Source organism: Desulfamplus magnetovallimortis (genome assembly GCF_900170035.1).
Lineage (GTDB): Bacteria > Desulfobacterota > Desulfobacteria > Desulfobacterales > Desulfobacteraceae > Desulfamplus > Desulfamplus magnetovallimortis.
The window spans coordinates 51,019-64,257 of the sequence record NZ_LT828546.1; the positions used below are offsets into that span (position 1 = coordinate 51,019).

8 protein-coding genes and 1 tRNA gene are annotated in these 13,239 nt (G+C 40.6%); 8 read left to right on the forward strand and 1 reads right to left on the reverse strand.

Annotated features, from left to right (window positions below):
- The first annotated feature begins 236 nt into the window (after positions 1-236).
- The 8 genes from MTBBW1_RS13215 (at position 237) to MTBBW1_RS13250 (ending at position 11,743) form a co-directional block, all read left to right on the forward strand.
- On the forward strand, positions 237-2,114 hold the full coding sequence (locus MTBBW1_RS13215; RefSeq protein ID WP_080804250.1) for a LysM peptidoglycan-binding domain-containing protein: 1,878 nt from the start codon (positions 237-239) through the stop codon (positions 2,112-2,114).
- A gap of 29 nt (positions 2,115-2,143) precedes the next feature.
- Positions 2,144-2,218 (forward strand) — tRNA-Arg (locus MTBBW1_RS13220).
- A gap of 202 nt (positions 2,219-2,420) precedes the next feature.
- Positions 2,421-3,641 (forward strand): peptidase U32 family protein, encoded by a 1,221-nt coding sequence (locus tag MTBBW1_RS13225; protein ID WP_080804251.1) that lies wholly within the window; start codon positions 2,421-2,423, stop codon positions 3,639-3,641.
- A gap of 313 nt (positions 3,642-3,954) precedes the next feature.
- The gene (locus MTBBW1_RS13230; protein ID WP_080804252.1) at positions 3,955-7,329 is read left to right on the forward strand and encodes a hybrid sensor histidine kinase/response regulator; all 3,375 of its coding nucleotides are present in this window, start codon (positions 3,955-3,957) and stop codon (positions 7,327-7,329) included.
- A gap of 258 nt (positions 7,330-7,587) precedes the next feature.
- On the forward strand, positions 7,588-8,037 hold the full coding sequence (locus MTBBW1_RS13235) for a chemotaxis protein CheW (RefSeq protein ID WP_080804253.1): 450 nt from the start codon (positions 7,588-7,590) through the stop codon (positions 8,035-8,037).
- Positions 8,038-9,195, forward strand: coding sequence for a protein-glutamate methylesterase/protein-glutamine glutaminase (locus tag MTBBW1_RS13240; protein WP_080804254.1), 1,158 nt, complete (start codon positions 8,038-8,040; stop codon positions 9,193-9,195).
- Between the two features lie 16 nt (positions 9,196-9,211).
- A complete protein-coding gene (locus MTBBW1_RS13245; protein WP_080804255.1) occupies positions 9,212-10,048 on the forward strand; it encodes a CheR family methyltransferase in 837 nt (278 codons plus the stop codon).
- An 18-nt stretch (positions 10,049-10,066) separates the two neighbouring features.
- The gene (locus tag MTBBW1_RS13250) at positions 10,067-11,743 is read left to right on the forward strand and encodes a HEAT repeat domain-containing protein (protein ID WP_080804256.1); all 1,677 of its coding nucleotides are present in this window, start codon (positions 10,067-10,069) and stop codon (positions 11,741-11,743) included.
- 149 nt (positions 11,744-11,892) lie between these two features.
- Here MTBBW1_RS13250 and MTBBW1_RS13255 read toward each other — a convergent pair whose 3' ends face one another.
- Complete coding sequence (locus MTBBW1_RS13255; protein ID WP_186441263.1) at positions 11,893-12,963, reverse strand: hypothetical protein; 1,071 nt, start codon at positions 12,961-12,963, stop codon at positions 11,893-11,895.
- Positions 12,964-13,239 lie beyond the last annotated feature (276 nt).

Genomic DNA, 13,239 nt, shown 5'->3' on the forward strand with positions numbered 1-13,239 from the left:
CTCAGGATAAATAATCCTGCCTTATCTTGTTAATCTTGGACATCCTGATTCAGACAATGTTGACAAGGCTCAAAAGATCATAGGTGTCGGCTTTGTGTAACAATAGCATTCCCAAGTTAATAAACCGACGTAAATGCCGTCTTTTCAGAAGATTCTCCCAACAAGCACAAACTGCTTTTCCCGGGAGATATAAGGATACCAACAATTCCCTTAAATTCACAGGATAACATAATATCATGATGACAATACGCACCATGTTTATAATAATAAGTACTTTTATAATTGCAGCAAACTTCTTGACTGGCTGTGCTTCCACAAAAAAAGAGTCCCATCTCAATGCACTTGCACAACCCGAAAAAACAGATAATCGTCATTTTACGTTGAAACATTTTCCTGAAAACCAACAAGCCCTTGAACATGACAATGAGAGCAACAGCGGCGCATACTCCACCCCATACTCATCTAAACAGAACAATACTGCCAAAACATCAAACAATTCAGCAACTTCAAAAAGGAATTTCTCATCAGAAGAGATAGACCACGCACTTGAACTGTGTGAGTCAGCCCAGTTGCTGTGGGAAAAAGGGGAACTTGACAAAGCACTGAACGAACTGGATGCTGCATACTCCTCCATACTGGAACTGGATGGAAATGTGGATACAGAACTGAATCAGCAAAAAGAAGATTTACGCTTCATGATATCCAAACGCATTCTTGAAATCTATGCTTCAAGACATATAGTAGTTAAAGGGAAACACAATGCAATACCTGTAACACTCAATAAATACGTAAAAAAAGAAATAGAAAGACTTACCGGCAGTGAAAAAGATTTTTTCATAAGAGCACTTAAAAGATCCGGTCGATACAGACCATACATTTCAGCAGAGCTTAAAAAAGCAGGACTTCCTGAAGAGCTGTCATGGCTTCCGTTAATTGAAAGCGGCTTCAGGGTAGAGGCTCTCTCACCAGCCAGAGCGCTTGGTTTATGGCAGTTTATACCCTCAACAGGATATAAATTTGGACTTCAGCGAAATTATTTCATTGACGAACGGTTAGACCCTATAAAATCAACTCACGCTGCAATATCTTACATGTCTGAACTTCATAAGATATTTGGAGACTGGTCAACTGTGCTTGCGGCATATAATTGCGGTGAGGGAAGAGTTTTAAGGACAATCAGAAGCCAACAGATCAACTATCTCGATAACTTCTGGGATCTTTATAAAAAGCTGCCATCAGAAACTGCAAGGTATGTTCCCCGCTTTCTTGCTACCCTTCACATAATTAACAATGCTGAAAAATATGATATCAATATTGACGACATAGCAACTCCCTACAAATTTGAGACCGCAGACATTAGTAAACAGATAGGCCTCAAAGACATTGCAAGTGCCATTTCTGTCCCATTCTCAACTTTAAAATCTCTGAACCCCGAGCTAAAATATGCCCTTCTTCCTCCTGAACCTTACACAATTAAAGTCCCTGAAGGTAAAAAAGATATACTTCTTGCTTCAATTGACAATCTAAATCCATCAGCAACAGCAACATCATCGTCATCTTCTTCTTCCCCCAAACAATATACATACCATCGCATAAGAAGAGGCGAGACTCTTTCCATCATAGCCAAAAGATACGGTACATCCGTCTCTAAGATTGCAATGACAAACCATATATCAACAAAAAGCATTCTGAAGGTCGGCAAAACTCTGAAAATACCATCTTCAGCTACAAAAAAGAAAAATAGATCCAGAACAACTGCAAACGCAAACAATTCAAGAATTAAAAACCAGAAAACAATAAAATATACTGTAAAATCCGGCGACAATCTATGGATTATTGCCCAGAAATACAACACCACAACCAAGGCCATCCAGGCAAAAAATAATCTGTCAAACCACGACCTTAACATAGGACAGGCTCTTTTGATACCCCAAGGTGAGACATCAAGCTGTCCACCCCGAAAAATAAAAAAATCAACTTACTGGGTAAAATCTGGTGACAGCCCCTTTACAATTGCCCAAAAATATAATATGACTCTCCAGCGTCTTCTGGCATTGAACCATCTTACAAAGAGCAGTAAAATTTATCCTGGACAAAGATTACTGGTTGAATAGCCAAACAGACAGACAATTTTCTGCATTATGCCCCCGTAGCTCAGTGGATAGAGCATTGGATTCCTAATCCATGTGCGCAAGTTCGATTCTTGCCGGGGGCACCACAATCCCCATCCCCTCAACTAATTTCATAGTAAACGGACATGGCTGTGACTCAGCCACCCCCGAATATGAAAATTTGTATCCATTTTCACGGTAAACAGGCATAAATGATTACGTATCAATCACCCCCAAATATAAAAATGATAGTCATTTTCATGGTAAATGAACCTGTAAAAAAAGTTATGAACCCTGAGTTGATAATACATGCATAATATTCCTTTTAAACCAGAGCTTCTGGCACCAGCAGGCAACCTTGAAAAGCTCCATGTAGCCATTGATTACGGTGCAGATGCAGTTTACCTTGCAGGAAAATCCTTTAGCCTAAGAAATTTTTCTGGAAATTTTACTGAACCAGAACTTGCAGATGCAATAAAATATGCAAAAGCAAGAGGCGTAAAGACATATCTTGCCTGTAATATATTCTCACGAAACATTGACCAGCCTGAAATTCATGATTTTCTTGAAAAAGTTGCCCATCTAAAGCCAGATGCTGTAATAATAGCAGATCCAGGCATACTTCTTCTTGCAAAGTCTATCATTCCCCATATTCCCTTACATCTTAGCACCCAGGCAAATACGACTAACATAAATGCTGTTAGATTCTGGCAGGAGACTGGAGTTACAAGGATCAACCTTGCAAGGGAACTACCCCTATCTGACATAAAACAGATAAATCAAAATACAACCATTGAGACAGAAGTATTCATACATGGTGCCATGTGTATCTCCTACTCAGGAAGATGCCTTTTAAGCACTGTACTTAGCGGAAGGGACAGCAACCAGGGGCTTTGCAGTCACCCGTGCAGATGGCGCTATTCAGTTCTTGAAGAAAAACGACCTGGAGAGTACCATCCAATTATAGAAGATGACAGAGGGACATATATCTTTAACTCCAAAGATCTTTGTATGATTGATCACATTCCAGCACTTTTTGATTCAGGGGTGACATCATTAAAAATTGAAGGCAGAATGAAAGGGATATCCTACCTTGCATCAACTGTAAAAACATATAGAGAAGCTATTGATTTATACGCTTCTGATCCGGAAAACTATTCTGTCAAGGATTGCTGGAGAAAAGAGCTTGATCTTGTTTACCACAGACCTTACTGTACAGGTTTCTACTTTAACGAAGATGATAATGTTCTCCCTAATTATTCAAATATCCACAAGGGGAAAATTCACAGTTTTGCCGGAAGAATTTCAGAAACACTCTCCGAAAACCGATTCGTTATTGCCATAAAAAACAAGGTTTCTGTTGAAGATAACATAGAGATTCTACCTTATAAAGGCCAGCCTTTAAAAAGCAAAGTAGTCTCAATAACAAATGATAAAGGTTTGCAAGTTACTGACGCACAACCCAATTCAACATCAATTCTTGAAATTGAATTTCCTGCTGAACAAGGATTTATTGTAAGAAAAATATAGATTAATGCTGTTTGACTTTTATTGCCTGTTTTAATAACTTAAAAGGTAATATTTAAGTGCATCCTTCATATCATCCCAAAAGTAGTTTACACTTTTTTGATGGAACTTCCCGATAAATGGACATGTGTCCCAGAAAGTGTAAACCGGTAAATGAAGCATGCCTATTTAAGGTAATATTTTATCATGGAATGCCACCCTCATTAACTCAATTATCAAGCATTAATTCAATTATCAAGGGTGGTCTTTATTTTCAACCATGAAGGTTTAAGTAAAAATATCCATATTCACCCAAAACCCTTTCAGGAGATATACAATGATTGAAGATGACGAAATTCTACAGATGTATATTGAAGAATCCCTTGAACATCTTTCCGACATAGAAAGCGACCTTTTAACAATTGAGGGTGAGGGAGAAAACATTGATATAGACATTGTAAATAATGTTTTCAGAGCTGCCCACTCAATTAAAGGTGGTGCAGGATTTATGGGTCTTACAACAATAAAAGGACTTGCCCACAGCCTTGAAAATGTTCTTGACCTTATCCGTAATAAAGAGCTTGTCCCCACCCCAAACCGCATAAGTGTTCTGCTTACTGGATTTGACAAACTTGAAAGCCTGATGCAGAATATCCAGACAAGCAATGATGAGGATGTCTCTGATATCACTGATGCCCTTGCCAACATTACCAAGTCAACCCTTGCCGAAGACAAACAAGATATAATAACAAACACAGTTAACATTATTCTTCAGGATGGAAGGATCTTTCCATCTGTATCCCAATACAGTATTGAACAGGCCAAAAATGAAGGGAAATATACCTATCTTGTTGAATATGATCTTATCAAGGATATTCACAGAAGTAACAAAAACCCCATTGAACTTCTCGATTCCCTTGAAAAAACCGGCAATATTATTGACTCCAGGATTGATTTCGATTCTGTAGGCACCCTTGGAGATCAATCAGCTTCAACCAGAATACCGTTTCAGATTCTTTTTGCATCAATTCTGGAACCAGATATGGCAAGTACTCTTTTTGACCTTGCTGATGAGTACATCCATGTTGTTACAGACGAAATGCTTGCGCCTTCAAACGAACCTGCTGAGACTGAATCCATTCCAGAGGCAATGCCTACTCTGGCGGCTCCAGCCACGACAACTTCTGCTGAGCCCCCTTCACCGTCTCCGACAGAGACTCCTGTTACTACTACACAACCCTCCAGACCAGCATCTGAACAAAACCCACAGCAAGCAGCCCCAAAGCCCATTAGCGAACCTGCCCATGAAGATGTGACAAAACCTTCTGTACCAACTGCCCCACCGGTTGCACAACCACAGACACCAACCCCGCCACCGCCTGCTCAAAGCAAAACTATAAATGAAAAGACTTATCAGCCGCCACCTGCAAAGAAACCAGCCCCGATACCGCAGAAAAGCGACAATGACTCTGATGGTGACGGCGGAACCATGAATATTTCAAAACCCATGGGCTCTCTCAGGGTAAATGTCAATCTTCTTGATACTCTCATGAACCTTGCAGGAGAGCTGGTTTTGAGCAGAAACCAGTTAATTCAGGGTATCAACTCATCAAATGCCAAAGCAACTGAGCTTTCCAGCCAGCGCATTGACATGATAACCTCCGAACTTCAGGAAGCCATCATGCGGACACGCATGCAGCCCATTGCCAATGTTTTCAACAAGTTTACAAGGGTTGTAAGGGATCTTTCAAGGGAGCTTGGCAAATCAATTGACCTTATGATTGAAGGCAAGGAGGTTGAGCTTGACAAGACCATTATAGAATCAATCAATGATCCATTGACCCATCTTGTACGAAACTCTGTTGACCACGGTATTGAGCTTCCACAAGAACGGGAGGCCAAAGGTAAAAAAGCAACCGGAACAATTGCCCTGAGGGCATTCCATGATGCAGGCCAGGTTAATATCCTCATCTCTGACGATGGAAAAGGTCTTGATCCTGAAAAAATTGCAGCAGCCGCCGTTAAAAAAGGATTAATGAGCGAGCAGCAGGTTTCCGAGCTTTCATCAAAGGAGAAGATTGATCTTATACTTCTTCCTGGTTTCTCAACCGCAGAAAAAGTAACTGATGTCTCGGGAAGAGGCGTTGGCATGGATGTTGTGGTCACCAACCTTGAAAAACTTGGTGGCATAATAGAGATTGACTCAACCACTGGTAAAGGCACTGACATACAGATAAAACTGCCACTGACCCTGGCTATTATTCCAAGTCAGATAATATCTGTGGGCAATGAGAAGTATGCCATACCACAGGTGAACCTTGACGAACTTCTAAGAATTCCCGCATCCCAGGTAAAGGAACGCATAGAAAAGGTAGGGGATGCTGATGTCGTAAGGCTTAGGGGCAATCTTCTGCCACTTCTCAATCTTGCGGAAGTACTGGGAATTCAAAAGACTTTTATACATCCTGATGATAATAAGGAGTATCCTGACCAGCGCAAAAGCGTTGCTGACAGAAGATCTGCAAAATACAACAAGGATGGTTCTGAGGATAATAACGCAGAAGTTTATAAGGATCATAGAAGCGGTGAGGACAGAAGATACCGTTCTTCAAGTGCCATTAACATTGCCGTTGTTTCAGCAGGAACCCACAAATATGGACTTGTGGTTGATGAGTTGAGGGATTCAGAGGAGATTGTTGTAAAACCACTTGGCCGTCACCTAAAAAGATGCAGTGGATATGCCGGAGCAACAATCATGGGTGATGGAAAGGTTGCCCTTATCCTTGATGTATCCAACCTTGCACAGATGGCAGATCTTACCACAATGGCGGAAGCCGAAAGAACTGCAAAAGCTGCAAGAGCAGCAGAGGAAGCAAGGGAAAAAGCAAGAGATAAAGCATCTCTTCTGCTTTTCAAAAACGGAGAGTCTGAACACTGTGCAGCTCCTCTGCATCTTGTTGAACGTATCGAAAGAATACCTGTCTCCTCCATTGAAAAGGTCAGCGGTAAAAAAGTTGTACAATACAGAGGCGGCGCACTTCCCCTCTTTGAACTGTCACAGGTTGCCAATGTCTCAAAACTTCCTGAGACTGAACAACAAGAAATTATTGTCTTTACCGTAAAAAATAGAGAACTTGGCCTTATGGTCACACCACCTGTTGATGCCATTGAGCTTTCTTTAGATATTGATGACTCAACTCTCAAGCAGACAGGTATCAACGGCTCCATGATAATTGACGGCCACACAACCTTGCTGGTTGATATCTTTGATGTTGTCAAAACCCTTAACCCATCATGGTTTGAAGAGGATGCAGCAGCAGTTGCCGCAGCCATTGAAGATAACCGTCAAAAAGTTATCCTTTTTGCGGAGGACTCTGCATTTTTCAGAAATCAGGTTAAAGGTTTCATGGCCGAAGAGGGATACAGTGTTATTACAGCCGAAGATGGTGAGATAGCATGGAACCTTCTTAAAGAGCGTCATCATGAAATTGACCTTGTGGTAACAGATCTTGAAATGCCCAACATGGACGGATTTGAACTTACAAATAAAATCAAGTCCGATCCAACACTTACCCATTTCAAAGTTATTGCACTGACCTCCCTTGCGAGTGACGCTCATGTCAAAAAAGGCAAAGAGGTTGGCATTGATGAGTATGAGATCAAACTTGACAGAGAAAACCTAATGAAACTTATAAGGCAGTACCTAAATTAATTGCTGCCATAATCTGATGGCGCAACTTACATTGAAACAGACAGGAGGGTGGACTCCATATACCTGATAAAATGTATATAACGGTCATGGCAGTTCCATCTGCCACAACGAAGCATGAAAGTCATTTAGAGCCTTAAAAGACAGGGACTTTCTTATAAAAAATAATTTCTGCCCCCTGCTTTTTTAAGATAGATGAAAGTCCTTGTATATCAATATGTTATACAAGCTTTCTAATAAAAATCAACAAGGAGAGTAACCGTGGCTGCAAATCCTAAAAAAATTCAGGAGAACAACGCTGAACTTGCCACATTTTATGTTGGCAAAGCTCTGTGTGGAATTGATATATTAAGCATACAGGAGATCAATAAGCATTTTGAAGTCACAACCGTTCCCCAGGCCCCAGATTATGTGGTTGGAGTATTGAACCTACGTGGCAGAATTGTCACCATACTGGATCTTGGGAAAAAACTTGGACTCTCACAAATACGGTCCAACAAGAAAAACCGTAATATCATTGTAAGATCCCAGGATGAACTTGTGGGTCTGATGGTGGACTCAATAAGTGACGTTGTAACCTCGGATCAGGATAGAATAGAGCCTGCACCCTCAAACATAAGCGGTATGAAGGGAAAATTTTTCAGAGGCGTCATGAAAACCCAAAACGCACTTATAGGCATTCTGGATATTGAAGAGGTATTAAAAGAATAAATGGATAAAATTAAAGTTCTTGTCGTTGATGACACCATTGTTTATCGCAAAATTGTTAATGATGTATTGAAAAACATACCTGACGTAGAGGTGGTAGGTTCTGCGACCAATGGAAAAACAGCACTGTCACGCATTGCATCGCTAAAGCCTGACCTGCTGACCCTTGATATTGAGATGCCTGAAATGAGCGGTATTGAAGTGTTGGAGCACATCAGAGACAACGCCATACCTACATCTGCTGTAATGCTCAGTACATTGACCCAACGAGGTAGCGAGATGACCATCAAGGCCCTGGAACTTGGGGCATTTGATTTTATCTCCAAACCAGACCAGGGTACAATGGCTGAAAATATGCAGAAAGTAAGCGATGCTCTTACCCCTATAATCAATGCATTTAAACGCCAAAAGGGCTTTTCAAAAACCTTTACTACAGAAAAAAGCATAATTAAGCCAGTAGGACAAGGAAGAGACTCTGTATCCCATGCCTTAACATCCAGAAAAAGCGTTGTTACTGGAACTCAAAACAAAACTGTATCACCCATAAAAAAAAATAAAACAGTTGCTGTTGTTAGAAGACATACCCCTTCATCAATTATCGGAATAGGTATTTCAACAGGAGGCCCAAAGGCACTTGCCCTTATGATGCCTCTTCTTACTCCACGCCTGAATGTCCCAATTGTAGTTGTTCAGCATATGCCACCTGTATTTACACAATCCCTTGCCAAAAGCCTTAATGCCAAATGTTCCCTTGAGGTTAAAGAGGCTGAAAATGGAGAGCCATTAAGACCCAACACTGTTTTTATAGCCCCTGGGGGCACACAGATGAAAATTGTGGCAGGTCCTGACGGCAGAACCAGACACATAAAAATCACAGATGACCCACCTGAAAACAGTTGCAAACCTTCTGCGGATTATCTCTTCAGATCCATTGCAGAGCATTATGTAGGGCGTGCAACCGGAGTAATTATGACAGGCATGGGTTCAGATGGTTCAAAGGGGCTTGAAATGATGAAAAAAAATGGCAGCATCATTATTGCCCAGGATAAGGATAGCTGTACTGTTTATGGTATGCCCAAGGAGCCAATAGAGTCGGGTATAGCAGACATTATTGTTCCCCTTGAAAAAATAGCTGAAGAAATCACAAACACTGTAATATGACCATAGCAAGGATCCCATGATCAAAATCACGCCAGCCGAATTTGATGTATTAGCAAAATATATCATGGAAATCTCGGGTATTGCGCTCACCAAGGGGAAAGAGTACCTCATTGAGACCCGACTGAACCCCATAATGGAAGAGCTGGGCTGTAAATCCTATTCAGAACTGCATAAAAAGGCAAAAGCTGACTTTAAGAAAAACATTGAAAATAAAATAATTGACGCAATATCCACCAATGAGACCTATTTTTTCAGAGACAAATCTCCTTTTACGCTGCTTCAACATAAAATTTTCCCTGATCTCATTGACAAGCGATCAAAAAACCGCATAGGCTTAAAGCCTGCTATTCGTCTGTGGAGTGCCGCAAACTCAACAGGGCAGGAGATTTACAGCATTGCCATGGCAATGGATGAAATAGGCATTACTCCTCAAAAATACCAGATCAAACTTATTGGAACAGATATCTCTGATGCTGCCATTGCCCAGGCAAGCTATGGCAGATACAACAAATTTGAAGTTGCAAGGGGACTTGATAGAAATCGTCTTAACAAATATTTCATACAAGAGGGAGAGTACTGGAAAATAAAGGATGAAATCAGGGCTATGGCACAATTTCGGAAAATGAATCTCATGAAACCATTCATAGGCATGGGAAAATTTGACATTATTTTGTGCCGCAACGTTATGATCTATTTCACTGAGGAAGACCGCAGAAAAATATACCAGAACATTGCAAAGGTTCTTGAGCCTGATGGCTACCTTATCATAGGCTCCACCGAGTCCCTTGCCAATAATTCAGACCTTTTTGTATCCAAAAGATATCTAAACTCAATATTTTACCAACTCTGTTAAGCAATGAGAACATAAAAAATGTCAGCAATAAATCCACGAGAATTTTTAGATGAACTTATTTTTTGCCTTAAAGAAGAAGATATTGTCAAGGCAAATGCACTTTTGCAATTTATTACCAACCCGGAAATTAATGCAAATTTTCAGAAAAGGGCTCTTCATGAGCTATCAAAGGCATCGGAGCGCTTAGTATTTCCAATTCTTGAATATCTGACAACACTTCAGATTCCCAACCCTGAAATCCAGGAGAGTCTCTACGAGCTGATCCTTGATAAAGCATACGGGAACCACGACAGAATTATAAAATACATTATCAAAGATGATAAAAGAAACAGGATAACCTACATAAAGGTTGCAGGAGATCTCATCCTTGCAGATGCAGCTCCCATACTTGAAAAACTTCTGGAAAAATCAAAGGACAGGGATATTATTATCCAGACTGCCGCTTCCCTTGGCAATATCCGCCTGCAATCTTCCCTGCCTGCATTGATAAAACTTGTGGAGTCATATAATGATACTGAAATTCAGAAGGCTGGCATAGATGCCATTGCCCAGATTGGAGGCAAACCTGCTGTTGATTATCTTACCAATTCCATTACAGGCGACAATGATACAGATGGCCTTAAAATAAAGGCTCTTGGTGAGATACAGGATCAGCATGCCCTTCAAAGCCTTTCATCACTTCTGGAGTCAACAAACACAAATATTCGTGATGCTGCCATTGACCACCTCATTGAAATCGGCGGTAAAGCTGTGCCAATACTGACAGCAGCAACTTCAGATGCAGGTTCTGACTTTATGGTTCATCTTATCACCACCCTTGGCTATATAAAGGATCCTAAAGCTCTGCCGGTGATTCTTGATATCATGAAGACAAAACCAGATGACCCCAATGTTCGTCAGGCAGCCTATGAGAGTATGGAACGCATTCCTTCAACCAAATCAGCCATTGCACTTGCTGTTGGTATCCATGACCCAGTTGAAGCTGTCAGAATGAGTGCAGCAAGAGCAATGGACAAAAATATATCCAAAGTACTGGTTGCAGGTCTTAAAAATATTGTCAGAGAAGGTAATGAAGATGCTTTAAATGCTGTTGGGGCTCTCATTGATTCCGAGGCAGATAATATATTCAACTTTCTGCTGCAGGAAGAGTCATTCATTCGTCTTTCAGTAAAACATGTGACCACAAAAGCAGATCCGAAAACAAGGGATCATTTTCTTAATATACTTAAGAAAAAGAATCACCAGGCACTTGCTGACAAGATTGAACAGATGGTTCCCAAGGAGACCAAAGGGACAGAAAGTAAAACAGCTCAGATTTTTGTTGTGGATGATTCCAAGATGATGTTAAAGCTTTATGAGAACAAGCTCACCGGCTTTGGCTATACCCCCACATCATTCATGTTTCCGGAGGAAGCTCTGCGCCAGATTTATGCATCAAAACCTGATCTTGTCATAACTGACCTTAACATGCCTAAAATGAACGGACTTCAGCTTGCCCAGGGTATCCGAAAAAAATACTCATCCATTGAGATACCAATTATCATGATCACAACGCAAAGCGATGTTGTAGAGTCTGAAAAAAATTCAAAAATGGACAAAAGTCAGATGGGAAAAGCCGGCATAAATAAAGTACTGCACAAACCATTTTCCAATGAAGAACTCCAGGCAACAATAGCAAAGCTGCTAAAAAAATGAGCATAATTGTGATTTTGACATTTCCCACTTTTTACGAAGCCATAAATACTATGTAATAGGGTTTAATTAACTTACCCAAATTCCCCCTCTCCAGTAATGGAGATGGCTGGGGGGGTGAGGTAAATGGGCAAGTTATTTAAGTCCGATTCCTATGCATAAATGATTTTAAATGGAATGGGGGGGTATTTCCATACATCGGGCCTTGGCAGAATCTGTTCCAGCGCAACAGTTAGCCAGTTTGTGTCTGAATTCAACTCCCTGAGACGCCCTCCTTCCGGTGGCACTGCATGTGCAGTATAGTCATATATAGTATTAAAAATGCATATTACATGGGTATTTTCCCGTGCTATGGCATAATTTTTTGTAAATTTAGTCTGGGTAATTCCGGCTATCGCTGCTATCTGACGGACTTCCTCCCTTGAAAACCTCATCAGTATTGACTTTGATATTCCCCGCTCACCAAGTTTAAGAACAGCCCTTGATTCACTGCTTCCGGCATAAACTGTGCTGATTCCCTTTATTCTTCTTAGATACTGAGCTGCAACAATGGCAGCGGTTCTTCTTCCCCCTGCCATAAGAGGCATTCCATGATATTCAAAAAATTTCTTCTGGCAGTTTTCTGCATACTTGTCCCCTTTCTCATAAAGATCCTTGGAGATATACCGAAGATAAATTGCAAGATCCTCAGCAGCATCGGCAATCGGCCAGTCAACCCTTACATGAAAATGGGTAAGGGCATATCTGTCTCTGCTATGGGCAGTATCATCTCTTTGTATTAAAAGGGCATAATCAACCGGCATAAGAGATTTTACAAATTCAAAAAAGCCTTCACAGTCAAAGTTCTTGATATTACGATGAAAATTTTCAACATTAGGAAAATCCTTATGCTTTACAAGATTTGTCTTGGTTGTCTTGTTAATATCAAAATAACGGATATATTTTTTATGTGAATCATCCAGGCAGTTTTCAAGAAAAAGTATTAAAAATGAATTTTGGGAATCAAACTCAGTACTTGGAATTCTTGCACGTGGTTTCAGCTCCCTTGTATGCACAAAGGGATATGGTTCGCCTTTTGCAAGGAAATTGTGATAGGAGTCCACAAGTGAATAACCCAACACAAACTGATCCATTTCATCCCTTAGCACATTATAATAGGATCGCATGAGTTTTTCGTTGCGACTCAATGCCTCCCTTGGGCAGCAGAATTCCACATTATACATAATATTTCTGTTCCAAAAAAAATAAGTTAAATGTTCTAATCAAATGACGCAAATGGGCACGTTATTAGAAAGTCTCCATAACATACTTACTCAAAATCGACATCTTATTGCTTTTTCAGAAGTTATTGCAGTTGTCTGAACCAGGATAACCAGGATAACCAGGATGGATAGGATGCTCAGGATAGATAATCCTGCCTTATCTTTGTTAATCTTGGGTATCCTGATTCAGACAGTGTTGACAAGGCTCAAAAGATCATAGCTGTGGGCTTTGAGTAC

What these genes read in the sequence shown, in the direction of transcription:
- MTBBW1_RS13215 (WP_080804250.1), top strand. Translation starts at nt 237, where the DNA reads ATGATGACAATACGCACCATGTTTATAATAATAAGTACTTTTATAATT.
- MTBBW1_RS13225 (WP_080804251.1), top strand. Translation starts at nt 2,421, where the DNA reads ATGCATAATATTCCTTTTAAACCAGAGCTTCTGGCACCAGCAGGCAAC.
- MTBBW1_RS13230 (WP_080804252.1), top strand. Translation starts at nt 3,955, where the DNA reads ATGATTGAAGATGACGAAATTCTACAGATGTATATTGAAGAATCCCTT.
- MTBBW1_RS13240 (WP_080804254.1), top strand. Translation starts at nt 8,038, where the DNA reads ATGGATAAAATTAAAGTTCTTGTCGTTGATGACACCATTGTTTATCGC.
- MTBBW1_RS13245 (WP_080804255.1), top strand. Translation starts at nt 9,212, where the DNA reads ATGATCAAAATCACGCCAGCCGAATTTGATGTATTAGCAAAATATATC.
- MTBBW1_RS13250 (WP_080804256.1), top strand. Translation starts at nt 10,067, where the DNA reads ATGTCAGCAATAAATCCACGAGAATTTTTAGATGAACTTATTTTTTGC.
- MTBBW1_RS13255 (WP_186441263.1), bottom strand. Translation starts at nt 12,963, where the DNA reads ATGTATAATGTGGAATTCTGCTGCCCAAGGGAGGCATTGAGTCGCAAC.